Annotated in this window: 11 protein-coding genes; 4 read left to right on the top strand and 7 right to left on the bottom strand. The window is 71.9% G+C overall.

From position 1 onward, the window contains the following. Positions 1–131: 131 nt before the first annotated feature. The 3 genes from OG553_RS22860 to OG553_RS22870 all read right to left on the bottom strand — a co-directional run bounded on the left by OG553_RS22860 (position 132) and on the right by OG553_RS22870 (position 3,486). Positions 132–725, bottom strand: coding sequence for a TetR family transcriptional regulator (locus OG553_RS22860; RefSeq protein ID WP_405980765.1), 594 nt, complete (start codon positions 723–725; stop codon positions 132–134). A 21-nt stretch (positions 726–746) separates the two neighbouring features. Then, positions 747–1,820, bottom strand: a complete 1,074-nt coding sequence (locus OG553_RS22865) for an aldo/keto reductase (RefSeq protein WP_405980766.1) — start codon at positions 1,818–1,820, stop codon at positions 747–749. 145 nt (positions 1,821–1,965) lie between these two features. After that, positions 1,966–3,486 carry an MFS transporter gene (locus OG553_RS22870; RefSeq protein ID WP_405980767.1) on the bottom strand — a complete coding sequence of 507 codons (1,521 nt, stop codon included), beginning with the start codon at positions 3,484–3,486 and terminating at the stop codon, positions 1,966–1,968. A 79-nt stretch (positions 3,487–3,565) separates the two neighbouring features. Between OG553_RS22870 and dusB the strand changes: the two genes are divergently transcribed. The 3 genes from dusB to OG553_RS22885 all read left to right on the top strand — a co-directional run bounded on the left by dusB (position 3,566) and on the right by OG553_RS22885 (position 9,271). Continuing rightward, positions 3,566–4,708 (top strand): tRNA dihydrouridine synthase DusB, encoded by a 1,143-nt coding sequence (dusB, locus tag OG553_RS22875; protein ID WP_405980768.1) that lies wholly within the window; start codon positions 3,566–3,568, stop codon positions 4,706–4,708. 366 nt (positions 4,709–5,074) lie between these two features. Continuing rightward, positions 5,075–7,783, top strand: a complete 2,709-nt coding sequence (ppdK, locus tag OG553_RS22880; protein ID WP_405980769.1) for a pyruvate, phosphate dikinase — start codon at positions 5,075–5,077, stop codon at positions 7,781–7,783. 459 nt (positions 7,784–8,242) lie between these two features. After that, entirely contained in the window at positions 8,243–9,271 is a 1,029-nt protein-coding gene (locus OG553_RS22885) for an ArsR/SmtB family transcription factor (RefSeq protein WP_405980770.1), read from the top strand. Between the two features lie 81 nt (positions 9,272–9,352). On the opposite strand, the gene OG553_RS22890 is transcribed toward OG553_RS22885, so the two are convergent. Beyond that, positions 9,353–10,513, bottom strand: a complete 1,161-nt coding sequence (locus OG553_RS22890) for an alkaline phosphatase PhoX (protein WP_405980771.1) — start codon at positions 10,511–10,513, stop codon at positions 9,353–9,355. Between the two features lie 316 nt (positions 10,514–10,829). Between OG553_RS22890 and OG553_RS22895 the strand changes: the two genes are divergently transcribed. Further along, a complete protein-coding gene (locus tag OG553_RS22895; protein WP_405980772.1) occupies positions 10,830–11,234 on the top strand; it encodes a VOC family protein in 405 nt (134 codons plus the stop codon). 4 nt (positions 11,235–11,238) lie between these two features. Here OG553_RS22895 and nirD read toward each other — a convergent pair whose 3' ends face one another. From nirD to OG553_RS22910, 3 genes are read right to left on the bottom strand one after another with little or no spacing between them, the layout of a single operon-like run. Continuing rightward, on the bottom strand, positions 11,239–11,571 hold the full coding sequence (gene nirD / locus OG553_RS22900; RefSeq protein ID WP_405980773.1) for a nitrite reductase small subunit NirD: 333 nt from the start codon (positions 11,569–11,571) through the stop codon (positions 11,239–11,241). Continuing rightward, positions 11,568–14,099: a nitrite reductase large subunit NirB gene (nirB, locus tag OG553_RS22905; RefSeq protein ID WP_405980774.1), complete on the bottom strand. Its 2,532-nt coding sequence runs from the start codon at positions 14,097–14,099 to the stop codon at positions 11,568–11,570. Before nirB ends, nirD begins: the two co-directional genes overlap by 4 nt. Next, a complete protein-coding gene (locus OG553_RS22910) occupies positions 14,099–15,544 on the bottom strand; it encodes an NAD(P)/FAD-dependent oxidoreductase (RefSeq protein WP_405980775.1) in 1,446 nt (481 codons plus the stop codon). Before OG553_RS22910 ends, nirB begins: the two co-directional genes overlap by 1 nt. Positions 15,545–15,573 lie beyond the last annotated feature (29 nt).

The raw sequence follows: 15,573 nt of genomic DNA on the forward strand, positions 1-15,573 counted from the left end.
GTACCTGATGAGTGCGGTAAGGGGACCGTAAAGAATCACAACTGACATGTACAAGCCGACATGCCCCAAAATGATCGCCAAGCTGTCCGGAGGGAATGATTCCGGTCAACTGGGCCCGTGGCGGGGTCCGTTCAGGGGCGCAGGCCCCGGATGAGCAGCGCCGTCACGGCCTCGAACTCCGTGAGGATCGTGGGGGAGAGCCAGTCCGCCACGTACTGCGGGTCGTGGAACCGGCCCGTGGCGTCGAAGACCGCGCGGGCGGCCGCCGGGACGTCGGGCGCGGCCAGGGTGCCGGCCGCGACCCCTTCGGCGATGATCCGCGTCAGCTGGTCGATCAGCTCGCCGAGGTGCGCGTCGACCACCCCGCTGTTCTCGCCGAGCAGCACCGTGTACGTCGCGAACAGTTCGGGATCGTCGCCCGCCTTGTGGCGCTTGGCCTCGAAGAGGGCCTCCAGCCAGGCTTCGAGCTTGGAGGGGGCGGCCTCCCCGGGGGCCGAGGCGATCTCCTCCAGCATGATCACGCTCTTGGCGAGCCACCGGTCCGTGACCGCCTCGCGCAGCGCCGCCTTCGAGGGGAAGTGCCGGTAGACGCTGCCGTGGCTCACCCCCAGGGCGCGCGCGACGTCAACGACGGTCGCCTTGGTGGGGCCGAAGCGGCGCAGCACCTCCTCGGTGGTTTCGAGGATGCGCTCAGGGGTCAGGGGCTCGGCGGCAGCGGAGGGCATGGGTACGACCGTACCGCCAGCTCAGTGCTCGCTGTCGAGGTGGGCCATCTGCGCCGCCGGGTAGCGGTCGCCGGCGGCCGATCCCGCCGGGACGGCCTCCTCGATGGCTGCCAGGTCGGCGGCGGTCAGCTCCACCCGCATGGCACCCAGTGCCTCGGCCAGGCGGTGCGGACGCCGGGCGCCGACCAGCGGCACGATGTCCTCGCCCCGGGAGAGCACCCAGGCGATCGCGGTCTGCGCGACGCTGACCCCCTTCTCCTCGGCGACCTTGCGCAGGGCGTCGACCAGGTCGAGGTTGCGGTGCAGGTTGTCGCCCTGGAAGCGGGGGCTCATCCCGCGGAAGTCGCCGGGGGCCAGAGCGCGGTCCCGGGTGAAGTGCCCGCTGATCAGGCCGCGGGACAGTACCCCGTACGCCGTGACGCCGATGCCGAGCTCGCGGGCGGTGGGCAGGATCTCGTCCTCGATGCCGCGCGAGATCAGGGAGTACTCGATCTGGAGGTCCGAGATCGGGGCGACCGCCGCGGCCCGGCGCAGCGTGTCCGCGCCGACCTCCGAGAGGCCGATGTGCCGTACGTGCCCGGCCTGGACGGCCTCGGCGATGGCGCCGATGGTCTCCTCGATCGGGACGTCAGGGTCCACGCGGGCGATCCGGTAGATGTCGATGTGGTCCCGGCCGAGCCGCTGGAGCGAGTAGGCCAGGAAGTTCTTCACGGCCTCGGGCCGGCCGTCGTAGCCGGTGAAGCCGCCCTCGACGGTACGCAGCGCACCGAACTTGACGCTGGTCAGGGCCTGCTCGCGGGCCGCGGTCGGCGCCGTGCGCAGGGCCTCGTTGATCAGCAGTTCGTTGTGGCCCATGCCGTAGAAGTCGCCGGTGTCGAGCAGCGTGCTCACTCCCTCCGGGGCGGCCTCCAGGTAGGCGTGGACGGTCGCGAGGGATTCGGCGCGGTCGGCCTCGCCGTAGAGGGCGGACATGCCCATGCAGCCCAGCCCCAGGGAGAAGACGGCGGGGCCGGTGGCGCCCAGCCGGCGGGTGGCCGCGGGGGCCGCCGCGGGGGTGGAAGTGGTGGCGGTGGTGGTGTTCTCGTTCGTCGTCATGGAACGAGAATGGCATGACGGATGACAGATTTCAATATCTGTCATCCGTAAGTGTGAGCGAGCGTCCCGGGAAGGGTGTGGACATACGAGTGCGGCCGGACCCCGCCAGGGAGTCCGGCCGCACGGCCGCGCGAGCCGCGGGAGGTCAGCCCGCCGGTGCCGGGCCCGGAGCCGGGGGCAGCCCGCCGTCCATCCGGGACCCGGGGCCGGGGCCCGAGGCCTGCCCCGGCGGGGGACCGGAGGGGGCGGAGGGCGCGGCGGCCCCGGACGGTTCGAGGGACTGCGCCGTGCGCAGCGCGGTGGCGTGCGCCCACGGGCCGGTGGTGACCGCCCCCAGGACGAGCACCAGGAACGCGCAGCCGGTGATGATCCACCAGGCCGGCCGGGTCGCCGTGACGAAGTCCGCGCCGCCCGCCGTGCCCGCCGCCAGCACCGCCCCGATCACGGCCACGCCCAGCGCCCCGCCGGTCTGCCGGCTGGTGGAGGCCACCGCGGCCGCCACCCCCGCCTGGGCGCGCGGCATCCCGGACACCGCCGTATTGGTGATCGGCGCGTTGACCAGACCGAATCCGATGCCGAAGAGCACGTACCCGGTGAACATCAACGGGGTGGAGGTCTCCGCCGAGAAGGCCGCGAACAGCAGCCCGCTCGCCCCCATGGCCACCCCCGAGATCAGCAGCGACGGCCGCGGCCCGTGGCTGGCGACCAGCCGCCCCGACACCGGCGCGCACAGGAACGCGAAGGCGGCCATCGGCAGCATGTGCAGCCCGGCGTCCAGGGCGTCCAGCCCCCGCACCTCCTGGAGGTAGAGGGTGGTCAGGAAGAGGAAGCCGGAGAGCGAGGCGAAGGTGCTCACCGCGATCACGGTCGCCCCGCTGAAGGGGGCGCTGCGGAAGAAGCGGGGGTCGATCAGCGGGTCCGTCCGCCTGGACTCGTAGTGCAGGAGCCCGGCCAGCGCGGCCGCCGAGCCCAGCGCGCACCCGAGGATCGGCGGCGAGCTCCAGCCCTCGGCCGGGGCCTCGATGATCGCGTACGTCACCCCGCCGAGCAGCGCCATCACCAGCAGCTGGCCCACCGGGTCCGGCCGGCGCGGGCGCTCGGACCGGGACTCCGGGACGTGCCGCAGGGTCAGCACCAGGGCGAGCAGCCCCACGGGGAGGTTGACCCAGAAGATGGACCGCCAGCCCACCGAGTCCACCAGCAGCCCCCCGACCAGCGGCCCGGCGGCCATCGAGATCCCGACGACCGCGCCCCAGACGCCGATGGCGCGGGCGCGTTCCTTCGGGTCGGTGAAGGTGTTGGTGATGATCGACATGGCGACCGGGTTGAGCATCGCCCCGCCGACGGCCTGGAGCATCCGGAAGGCGATCAGCCATTCCAGGCTCGGAGCCAGCGAGCACAGCACGGACCCCGCCGTGAAGAGCACCAGCCCCCACGCGAACACCCTGCGGCGTCCGATCCGGTCCGCCGTGGACCCGGCCAGTATCAGCAGCGAGGCGATGACCAGCGTGTAGGCGTCGATGGTCCACTGCATCCCGGAGACCGAGGCGTGGAACTCGCGGCGCATCGCCGGCAGGGCCACGTTCAGGACGGTGTTGTCCAGACTGACGATCAGCAGGCTCATGCAGCAGATCGCCAGCACCAGCAGGCGACGCCTGCGGCTCATGTGATCCACGACACTCGTGTGATGCATACCGCCGATAGTACGGCTAACTAACGAACGGCGCGTGGGCGAGAATGGAGGGATGAGCACGCTCCCCCCGCCCCTCGCGATCGGCCCGCACACCGTGCAGCCCCCCGTGGTGCTCGCGCCCATGGCCGGCATCACCAACGCCCCGTTCCGTACGCTCTGCCGCGAGTTCTCGGGCGGCAAGGGACTGTTCGTGAGCGAGATGATCACGACCCGCGCCCTCGTCGAGCGCAACGACAAGACCATGCAGCTGATCCACTTCGACGCGACGGAAAAGCCGCGCTCGATTCAGCTGTACGGGGTGGACCCCGTGACCGTCGGCAAGGCCGTCCGCATGATCGTGGAAGAGGACCGCGCCGACCACATCGACCTCAACTTCGGCTGCCCGGTCCCCAAGGTCACCCGCAAGGGCGGCGGCTCGGCCCTCCCCTACAAGCGCAACCTGCTGCGCGCGATCCTGCGCGAGGCCGTCGCGGGCGCCGGCGACCTGCCGGTGACGATGAAGATGCGCAAGGGCATCGACGACGACCACCTCACCTACCTCGACGCCGGCCGGATCGCCGTCGAGGAGGGGGTCACCGCCATCGCCCTGCACGGCCGCACCACCGCCCAGCACTACGGCGGCACCGCCGACTGGGAGGCCATCGCCCGGCTCAAGGAGCACGTCCCGGAGATCCCGGTGCTCGGCAACGGCGACATCTGGTGCGCCGAGGACGCGCTGCGCATGGTCCGCGAGACCGGCTGCGACGGCGTGGTCGTCGGACGCGGCTGCCTGGGGCGGCCGTGGCTGTTCAACGACCTGGTCGCCGCCTTCGAGGGCCGTCCCGAGGACTTCCACAAGCCGAACCTGCGGGAGGTCGCGGGCACGATGCTGCGGCACGCGCAGCTGCTGGGGGAGTGGATCGGCGACGAGGCCCGCGGTGTGATCGATTTCCGTAAGCACGTGGCCTGGTACCTCAAGGGCTTCGCCGTCGGTTCGGAGATGCGGGGCAAGCTCGCGGTCACCTCCTCCCTGGCCGAGCTGGACGCTCATCTGAGCGAGCTCGACCTGGACCAGCCCTGGCCCGACGGGGCGGACGGCCCGCGGGGCAGGACGTCCGGAAACAACCGAGTTGTCCTGCCCGACGGCTGGCTGAAGGATCCCTACGACTGCGCCGGTGTGAGCGAGGACGCCGAGCTGGACACGTCCGGGGGCTGAGAAATCGCCCTCCGTGCCGCGTGATATACGCCACGCATGGGATGGGTTTCGCTCAGATGAGCGCGTAAGTCACGGGTAAGACTTTCAAAGGGTGGCACTGGGTGCCACCCTTTGTTCGTTCAAGAGTTGAACGCAAATGTATCGATGATCGCTCATCCGAGCGGGATCAAGCCTCAAACCGCCACTCGGGCTTCGGCTTCTGAAGGCTCTTCGTACGATCGCATTACCCATCGGTTACTTTCGATACGGTGGCGCACGGGTGGTTACAGCCTCATGACCGCCAAGTGGACGTACCGATAAGCCTTCGATCTGGGTATGTTCCTGGCCGTCAGGGCAGCCACCCGAGTCCTCGAGGAGTCGAGACCCGTGTCGGAAAACAAAGATCAGAAGTTCGTCTACGACTTCACCGAGGGCAACCGGGACCTCAAGGACCTTCTCGGCGGCAAGGGGGCCAACCTCGCCGAGATGACCAACCTGGGTCTTCCCGTCCCTCCCGGCTTCACCATCACCACCGAGGCCTGCAAGGTCTACCTCGAGAGCGGTTCGGCCCCGGCCGAGCTCCGCGACGAGGTCAGCGCGCACCTCGCCGCCCTCGAGGCGAAGATGGGCAAGAAGCTCGGCCAGTCGGACGACCCGCTGCTGGTCTCCGTCCGCTCCGGCGCCAAGTTCTCCATGCCGGGCATGATGGACACGGTCCTCAACATCGGCCTCTCCGACGAGTCCGTCGTCGGCCTCGCCGCCCAGGCGGACAACGAGCGCTTCGCGTGGGACTCGTACCGCCGCCTGATCCAGATGTTCGGCAAGACCGTCCTCGGCGTCGAGGGCGAGCTCTTCGAGGACGCCCTCGACGACGCCAAGGCCGCCAAGAAGGTCACCGTCGACACCGACCTCGACGCCGCCGACCTCAAGAAGCTGGTCAAGGTCTTCAAGAAGATCGTCTCCAAGGAGGCCGGCCGGGAGTTCCCGCAGGACGCCCGCGAGCAGCTCGACCTCGCCGTCGAGGCCGTCTTCAACTCCTGGAACACCGACCGCGCCAAGCTCTACCGCCGCCAGGAGCGCATCCCGAGCGACCTGGGCACCGCGGTCAACGTCTGCTCGATGGTCTTCGGCAACCTCGGCCCCGACTCGGGCACCGGCGTCGCCTTCACCCGCGACCCCGCCAGCGGCCACGCCGGCGTCTACGGCGACTACCTGCAGAACGCGCAGGGCGAGGACGTCGTCGCGGGCATCCGCAACACGGTCCCGCTCGCGGACCTGGAGGCCATCGACAAGGCCTCGTACGACCAGCTCATGACGATCATGACGACGCTGGAGACCCACTACAAGGATCTCTGCGACATCGAGTTCACCATCGAGCGCGGCCAGCTGTGGATGCTGCAGACCCGTGTCGGCAAGCGCACCGCCGGCGCCGCCTTCCGCATCGCCACCCAGCTCGTGGACCAGGGCCTGATCTCCGAGGCCGAGGCCCTCCAGCGCGTCACGGGCCACCAACTGGCGCAGCTGATGTTCCCGCGCTTCGACGAGGGCGCGAAGACCACCCTGCTGGGCCGCGGCATCGCCGCCTCCCCGGGCGCGGCGGTCGGCAAGGCCGTCTTCGACTCGTACACGGCCGTCAAGTGGTCCCGCTCCGGCGAGAAGGTCATCCTGATCCGCCGCGAGACCAACCCGGACGACCTCGACGGCATGATCGCCTCCGAGGGCATCCTGACCTCGCGCGGCGGCAAGACCTCGCACGCCGCCGTCGTGGCCCGCGGCATGGGCAAGACCTGCGTCTGCGGCGCCGAGGAGCTCGACGTCGACACCAAGCGCCGCCGGATGACGGTCGGCGAGACGGTCATCGAAGAGGGCGACGTCGTCTCCATCGACGGCTCCACCGGCAAGGTGTACCTCGGCGAGGTACCCGTCGTGCCGTCCCCGGTCGTCGAGTACTTCGAGGGCCGCATGCACGCCGGCGCCGACGACGCCGACGAGCTGGTCGCCGCCGTGCACCGGATCATGGCGTACGCGGACCGCGTCCGCCGCCTGCGTGTCCGCGCCAACGCCGACAACGCCGAGGACGCGCTGCGCGCCCGCCGCTTCGGCGCCCAGGGCATCGGCCTGTGCCGCACCGAGCACATGTTCCTCGGCGAGCGCCGCGAGATGGTCGAGCGCCTGATCCTCGCGGACACCGACGGCGAGCGCGAGGAGGCACTCAGTGCCCTCCTGCCGCTGCAGAAGCAGGACTTCATCGAGCTGTTCGAGGCGATGGACGGCCTGCCCGTCACCGTCCGCCTGCTCGACCCGCCGCTGCACGAGTTCCTGCCCGACATCACCGAGCTGTCGGTGCGCGTCGCCCTCGCCGAGTCCCGCAAGGACGCCAACGAGAACGACCTGCGCCTGCTCCAGGCCGTGCACAAGCTGCACGAGCAGAACCCGATGCTGGGTCTGCGCGGCGTCCGCCTCGGCCTGGTCATCCCCGGCCTGTTCGCCATGCAGGTCCGGGCGATCGCCGAGGCCGCCGCCGAGCGCAAGAACGCCAAGGGCGACCCGCGCGCCGAGATCATGGTCCCGCTGGTGGGCACCGTCCAGGAGCTGGAGATCGTCCGCGAGGAGGCCGACGCGATCATCGCCGAGGTCGAGGCCGCCACCGGCACCAGCCTCAAGCTCTCGATCGGCACGATGATCGAGCTGCCGCGCGCCGCGCTGACCGCCGCCCAGATCGCCGAGGCCGCGCAGTTCTTCTCCTTCGGCACGAACGACCTGACCCAGACGGTGTGGGGCTTCTCCCGCGACGACGTCGAGGCCAGCTTCTTCACGGCCTACCTGGAGAAGGGCATCTTCGGGGTCTCGCCCTTCGAGACCATCGACCGGGACGGCGTCGGCTCCCTGGTGCGCTCCGCCGTCGAGCAGGGCCGGGCCACCCGCCCCGACCTCAAGCTCGGCGTCTGCGGCGAGCACGGCGGCGACCCGGAGTCGGTGCACTTCTTCCACGAGGTCGGCCTCGACTACGTCTCCTGCTCGCCGTTCCGGATCCCGGTGGCGCGCCTGGAGGCCGGCCGCGCCGCCGCCGAGGCCAAGGGCTCCGACAGCCGCTGACGCCCTCCAGGGGCCCTTCGGGGCCCCGCCCGGCCCCTGTGGGGCCACCGGGCTCCCCGAGCCCCCCTGACTGCGCCCTCCTCCGGTTCCCTGACTGCCGGAGGAGGGCGCGACCCATTTCGGGGCCCGTTCGCGAGACGTCCCGTTTCGCGAAATTTTCAACAATGTCATTACAGCGCCAGGCGGTGGACGGATCCCCACCCGTCCACCGCCTGCCGCCTATCTGCCAGGCACGTCGGCGCTTCCCGGTGCGACCGACCGCCAGGCCCCGCAAAGCCCCCCACGGCCTTCACGGAGCGTTTCGGTCGCACCGGAGTGTGCCTGGCGGAGTACAGGATTTCGCTTGTCACGCCTCTGCCGAAAGGGGTTTCAACTGTGGCCGAAAGGGCGTGGTGACCACGTGTGACGGCATGCATACTCGTGGGGCGGGGGGATTGCGGTTGCACAGGTGGGGGTTCGGTGCTTCGTATCCATTTCACTGGAGTGGACCTGGCACGCGTACGGATGGCAGGGCGTCCCGATGCGTTGTGGGAAACGATTCTTAGTTTTCATCGCTTAAGAGACCGGCGTGACGCCCGGTTCTTCGGCGAATGGCGTACGGAAACCCGGAGCCGGTTGAATGGTGAAACAAGGCTGCTGGGTGCGCTCATACCGGCTCGTGGCTATTTCCCCGATTTCCTGACCCCGGCCGAGGGCCAGTACGGGTGGGACCTCGGTCTCGACGCGCTGCGCGGGCTGCGCCCCGAGCGGCTGCGCCGGGAGCTGTCCCTCGTGGGCGCCGGCGCCGGAACGGGCTTCGGTGCGGCCTTCGGGACCCCGCCGCCGGCCCGGCTGCGGGAGTTCATGGACGGCGGCACCAGGCACCTGCCCCGGCTGCTGGGCGAGCTGCGCGCGTACCACCGGGCGGCCGTGGAGCCGTACTGGAGCCACATCCAGGCCCAGATAGAGGCCGAGCGGGCGGCACGCGGCCGCGCGCTCCTCGACGGGGGCGCGGACGAGCTGCTCGCCTCGCTGCCGCCGATGCTGCGCTGGCGGGCCCCGGTGCTGGAGTGCGAGTACCCGGTGGACCGGGACGTACGGCTGCGCGGGCGCGGGCTGCTGCTCCAGCCGTCCTTCTTCTGCCGCCGGACGGCGGTGACCCTGCACGACCCGGAGCTGCCGCCGGTGCTGGTCTACCCGGCCGCCGCCCAGCTGGCCTCCGCGGCGGCGAGCGGGGAGGCCGCCCGGCCGGCCGAGGAGCAGCGCCAGCGCACCCTCGGCAAGCTGGTGGGCCACACCCGCTCGGTGGTGCTGAGGGCCATCGGCGACGGGGCCACCACCAGCGAACTGGCCCGCCGGGCCGGGGTCTCCCTGGCCTCGGCGAGCCAGCACGCCTGCGTGATGCGCGAGGCGGGCCTGGTGACCACCCTGCGCCACGGGAACGCGGTCCTGCACACGGTGACCCCGCTGGGCGCGGCCCTGCTCAAGGGCGGCGCGGTGGTCTCCTGAAGGATCGGTTCTCCGGGTGCGCCGCGGCCCGGCGGGGAGGCGTGGTCCTCCCCGCCGGGCCGGGCGTCCGGGGCGCGGGCGTCAGACGCGGAACGGCCCGGTCACCTCGTAGGTGATGCCGCCGGTCGAGGAGCCGCTCGTACCGCGCTGGCTGCTGAAGTACAGCCGGCTGCCGTCGGGGGAGAAGGCGGGGCCGGTGATCTCCGAGGAGGACTGGCCGGTGATCCGCAGGAACGGCGCCACCACGTCGTCCGGGGTGATCACGCAGATCTCCATGTTCCCGCCGTCCTCGGCGACGTACAGGTCCCCGTACGTCGACCCGGTGACGTTGTCGACACCGGTCAGCGGCGCCGCGCCGCCGGGGACCAGGGAGTCGTCGTAGGCCAGCTCGTAGGTGCTGGTCGCCAGGTTGAGCTGCCAGACCCGGTTGTCGCCCTTGGTCGTGAACCACACGGTGTCGCTCGCGTAGTGGCAGCCCTCGCCGCCGTTGAACTTCTTGGCGGCCGAGACCTGGCTGCGGGTCGCGGTCGGGGAGCCGTCGGGGTCCGGTACGTTCTGCCAGCTGAAGGAGCCGGAGGTGCCGCTTCCGGCGACCATGACCTGGAGCGTGCCGGAGGAGAGGTTGCCCCAGGTGGTGGGCACGAACCGGTAGAAGCAGCCGTTCGTCTCGTCCTCGGTCAGGTAGACCACCTGGCGCACCGGGTCGGCCGCCGCCGCCTCGTGTTTGAAGCGGCCCATCGCGGGCCGCTGCACGGCCGCGTTGACCCCGTACGGGTCGGTCTCGTAGACGTAGCCGAGGCTGACCTCCTCGCACGAGAGCCAGGTGTTCCACGGGGTCTTGCCGCCCGCGCAGTTCTGCCGGGTGTTCGAGAGGATCCGGTAGGCCCCGGTGACCGTGCCCGAGGAGTTGAACTTCACCGCGCTCGCGCCGCCGCTCGGGTTGATCTCCGAGTTCGACACGTAGATCCAGCCGCTGCCGTCCGCGAAACACGCACCGCCGTCGGGGGCGCTGTGCCAGGTGTACGAGGTGCCGCTCACCGTCTGGGAGGAGCGCGCTATGACCCGGCTGGTGAACCCGGACGGGAGCATGATCCCGTTGGCGTCCGCGGCGCCGAGGGCCCCGTAGGGCCCGGCGCCCGGCTGGGCGGGGGCGGCGTACGCGGCCCCGTGGCTGAGGGTTCCGGCGAAGGCGGCGGCGGAGGTGCCGATCACGGCACCGCGCAGGAAGGTACGACGTTCCACGGTCTCGCTCCTGGGGGAGGAGGGCCCCCTCGCCCGGTCGGGCGCGGGGTCGCATGCGTCGAGGAACCTAGGGGCGCAGCATGGACGGGGCGCCAACTCCGCATGACGCGGGAGCGACCGGCGCGCGTGCGGTCGCCCTGGCCCGCCGGGCCGCCGGACGACTCCGTTCCAAAGGCTCTGACCTGCGGAAACGAAGTCACCGAAATAACTTCTGCGGACAGCGATGAGTTCTGCCGGTGCCCCGGGTCTACCCCTTCGACAACGCACCGCGTACCGCGCACCACGCACCGGGCCGCACCAGAGAAGAGGAACCGAGATGACCCAGATGATCTTCGTCAACCTGCCGGTGAAGGACCTGGACGCCGCGAAGGCCTTCTGGGAGAAGCTCGGCTACTCCTTCAACCCGCAGTTCACCGACCCGACCGCCGCCTGCATGGTCGTCAGCGACAGCATCTTCGCGATGCTGCTGACCGAGGAGAAGTTCAAGGAGTTCGCCACCAAGCCGGTGGCCGACGCCTCGAAGACCACCGAGGTCATGGTCGCGCTCAGCGCCGACAGCAGGGAGAAGGTCGACGAGGTCGTCGACGCCGCCCTCGCGGCCGGCGCCGTCGAGCCCCGCCCCGCCATGGACCTCGGCTTCATGTACGGCCGCGCCTTCGAGGACCTGGACCACCACGTGTGGGAGTTCGTCTGGATGGACCCGGCCGCGGTCCAGGGCTGATGCCCTACGGGGCGGAGGCGGTCCGCACCTGGTACGTCCGGACCGCCACCTCCTCGTCGTCCAGGCAGCGCCCCGACTCCAGGTCGAAGCGCTGCTTCAGCAGCGGCGAGGCCACGAACGGCCGCCCCGCCGCACGCCCCACCAGCCCGCGCGACAGGACCTGCGCGCCGGTGAAGGGGTCCTGGTTGCCGATCGCGTACGGGCGCCCCGCGCGGTCGAGGAAGACCGCCGCCTGGCTCCCGTCGGGCAGCAGGGCCGCGACCCCGCGCCCCGGGATGAGCGCCGACAGCGGGCACACCGTCAGCCAGCCTTCGGCCACCTTCAGTTCCACGGTCATCGGGCCGGTCCTCCAATGGTCAGGACGGCCAGGTCGGGCTTGACCTGGTCGCGCTCGGGAACGAACTTCACGGTCGGGTCGGGCGCGCCGGGCGCGTTGACGAAGGACACGAACCGGCGCAGCCGCTCCGGGTCCGACAGGGTCTCGGCCCACTCGTCCCGGTAGTGCGCCACGTGGTCGGCCATCAGGGCCTCCAGCTCGTCGCACAGCCCCAGCGAGTCGTGCACCACCACGTCCCGCAGGTGGTCCAGGCCGCCCTCCAGCCGGTCCAGCCAGGTGGACGTCCGCTCCAGCCGGTCGGCGGTGCGGATGTAGAACATCAGGAACCGGTCGATGAGCCGCACCAGCTCCGCGTCCGACAGGTCCTGCGCCAGCAGGTCCGCGTGGCGCGGGGTCGCCCCGCCGTTCCCGCCGACGTACAGGTTCCAGCCGCTCGCCGTCGCGATCACCCCGAAGTCCTTGCTCTGCGCCTCCGCGCACTCGCGGGCGCAGCCGGACACCGCCGACTTCAGCTTGTGCGGGGCGCGCAGGCCCCGGTAGCGCAGCTCCAGGTCGATGGCCATCCGTACGCTGTCCTGCACCCCGTAGCGGCACCAGGTCTGGCCCACGCAGGACTTCACCGTCCGCAGGGCCTTGCCGTACGCGTGCCCGGACTCGAAACCGGCTTCGACCAGCCGCGCCCAGATCCGCGGGAGCTGGTCCACGCTCGCCCCGAACAGGTCGATGCGCTGACCGCCCGTGATCTTCGTGTAGAGGCCGAAGTCGCGGGCCACCTCCCCGATCACGATCAGCTTGTCGGGGGTGATCTCACCGCCCGGGATGCGCGGGACGACCGAGTACGAGCCGTTGCGCTGGAGGTTGGCGAGGAAGTGGTCGTTGGTGTCCTGGAGGGCGGCCTGCTCCCCGTCCAGGACGTAGCCGCTGGCGCCCAGGGTCGGGGCCAGGGAGGCGATGATCGAGCCGACGGCGGGCTTGCAGACCTCGCAGCCGTCGCCGCCGCGCGCCGCCTCGCGGCCGTGGCCGTCCAGGATCTCCCGGTACGAGGTCAGGCGCCGGGTGCGGACGATCTCGTACAGCTCGGCCCGGGTGTACGGGAAGCAGCCGCACAGGCCCTTGTCGGCGGCGGCCGGCAGCAGCTGCCCGATCGTCTTCAGGCAGCTCCCGCAGCCGGTGCCGGCCTTGGTGCACTTCTTGACCTCGGGCAGGGTGGCGCAGGCGGTGATGGCCCCCTTGGTGACGTTGTGGCAGGAGCAGATCACCGCCGTGTCCGGCAGCGCGGACGGGCCGAGCGCGACGGGCGCGCCGACCCCGGCGGGCAGCACCAGCTGCTCGGGGGCGACCGGCAGGACGCTGCCGGTCAGCGGGCGCAGCGTGCCGTACGCGTCGGCGTCGCCGACCAGCACGCCGCCGAGCAGCACCCCGTCGGCGGAGACGACCAGCTTCTTGTAGACGCCGGAGCGGGAGTCCGACCAGACCACGTCCAGGCTGCCCTCGGCGGTGCCGTGCGCGTCGCCGAAGGAGGCCACGTCCACGCCGAGCAGCTTGAGCTTGGTGGACAGGTCGGCGCCGGTGAACTCCTTCTCCCGGCCCAGGAGGTCCTCGGCCGCGGTCTCGGCCATCTCGTAGCCGGGCGCGACCAGCCCGTAGACGCGGCCGTCGACGGCCTGCGCGCACTCGCCGATGGCGTACACGTGCGGGTCGGAGGTGCGGCAGCGGGCGTCGACGGTGATGCCGCCGCGCTCGCCGACGGCCAGGCCGGCCGCGCGGGCCAGCTGGTCGCGGGGGCGGACCCCGGCCGAGAAGACCACCAGCTCGGTCTCGACGGCGGAACCGTCCGAGAGGCTCATCCCGCACACCGAGCCGTCCTCGCCCGTCAGCACCTCCTGCGTGCCGACGCCGGTGTGCACGGTCAGGCCCATGGACTCGATGGTGCGCAGCAGGGCCGCGCCGCCGCCCTCGTCCACCTGGACGGGCATCAGGCGCGGGGCGAACTCGACGACGCGGGTGGCGAGCCCGAGCCCCTTGAGGGCGCCCGCCGCCTCCAGGCCGAGCAGGCCGCCGCCGACGACGGCTCCGCTGGAGCGGGTCTTGGCGTACTCCTCGATCGCGAGGAGGTCCTCGATCGTGCGGTACACGAAGCAGCCCGGGGCGTCCTTGCCGGGGACGGGCGGCACGAAGGGGTAGCTGCCGGTCGCCAGCACGAGCACGTCGTACGGGATCACCCGCCCGGAGCGGGAGGTGACGGTGCGGGCGGCCGTGTCGACCTGCTCGGCGGGGTCGTCGAGGTGCAGCTCGATCCCGTGCTCCGCCATGAAGCCGGCCGGGGTCAGAGAGAGGTCCTCGGGGGTGCTACCGGAGAAGTACGAGGTGAGGTGGACCCGGTCGTAGGCGGGCCGGGGCTCCTCGCACAGCACGGTGATCCGGTGCGTGGCGGTGGCCCCGCGCTCGGCGAGGGCCTCCAGGTAGCGCTGGCCGACCATGCCGTGTCCGATGAGCACGATCGCGGGCAGGGGCTCGGGCACGGTCATCAGTGGCCTCCGTCGTCGGTGAGCAGGTGGAACGGGTCGTGCGGGGCGGTCAGGAACTCGTCGCCCTCCCAGGTGCGGGCGAGGGCCCCCACCGTGGAGAGCTCCCCGAGCAGCACCCCGCCGACCAGCCGGTCGCCGCGCAGGACGACCTTGCGGTAGGTGCGGCGGGTGGCGTCCGCGAGGCGGAGCACGTCGTCGCCGGGGAGCGGGGTGGGGTCGCCGAACGCGGCGAGGTCGAAGGGGCCGGGACCGCCGGCCGTGGGGAGGGTGAGGCGGGTGAGGGCGCGGGTGCCGGTGTACTCGGCTCCGCCGTCCCCGCGCAGGACCGCCGCGAGGGCGTCGGCCTGCTCCAGGGCGGGTCCCGCCAGCCCGTACACCCGGCCGTCGTGCTCGGCGCAGTCGCCGATGGCGTGGACGAGAGGGTCGCTCGTACGCAGCCGGCCGTCGACCACGACGCCCTTGCGGACCTCCAGCCCGGCCGCCTGGGCGAGCCCGACGCGCGGGCGGACCCCGCAGGCGAGGACGACGACGTCGGCGTCGAGCCGGTACCCGTCCGCGAGCTCCACCCCGGTCACCCGGCGGGGGCCCTGTCCGGGCCTCGCGCCGGGCCGTAGGCGGGCGGGATTCTTCAGCCTCGCCGGCGTTTGAGGCGCGGGGTCCGGGGCGGAGCCCCTGGGGGTACCCCCAGCGGTAGCTGGGGGAGGAACGGAGGAAGGGCGGGGCGGGGAGGAGGCCCCGCGCAGCTGCCCCGCCGGGTCGGCCGCCTTGCGGGCCGGGGACGAAGCCCCGTGCGGCGGCGGACCAGTCGTGGTCAGGCCCCTGACACGGCATTCCGTGTGGATCTCCACCCCGAGCGCCGTGAGGTGCTCCCGCAGCAGCGCGGAGGCGTCGGCGTCCAGCTGGCGCTCCATCAGGCGCTCCGCCTGCTGGGCGAGGACCACCTGCGCACCGCGCGCGGCCAGTGCACGGGTCGCCGAGACGCCCAGCAGCCCGCCGCCGATCACCACCGCCCGCACTCCCGGGCGTACGGCCGCCGCGAGGGCCAGGCAGTCGTCCATGGTGCGGAACGCGTGCACCCCCTCGGGGAGTTCCCGCCCGTCCGGGGCGAACAGCCCGCGCAGCGGCGGCAGCACCGGGTTCGAACCGGTGGCCAGCACCAGGGCGTCGTACCGCTCCACCGAGCCGTCGTCGCAGTGCACGGCCCGGTCCGCGCGGTCGATCCGCACCGCCCGGACGCCCCGGCGCAGCGCCGGGCCGGGGGCCGGGAGCGCGGTGACCTCGGGCGCGTACCGGCCCGCCAGCACCTCGGCCAGCAGCACCCGGTTGTAGGGGGCGCGGGTTTCCTCCCCGAGCACGGTCACCGCCGCACCGGGGCCGAGCCGCGCGGCGAGCCGCAGGCCCGCCAGGCCGCCGCCGATCACCACCACACGCTGTTCCGAGGTCATGGCACGAGCGTGCGGGCGGGCTGTTTCCC

Origin of the sequence: Streptomyces sp. NBC_00158 (assembly GCF_045160885.1) — a bacterium.
Taxonomy (GTDB): domain Bacteria; phylum Actinomycetota; class Actinomycetes; order Streptomycetales; family Streptomycetaceae; genus Streptomyces.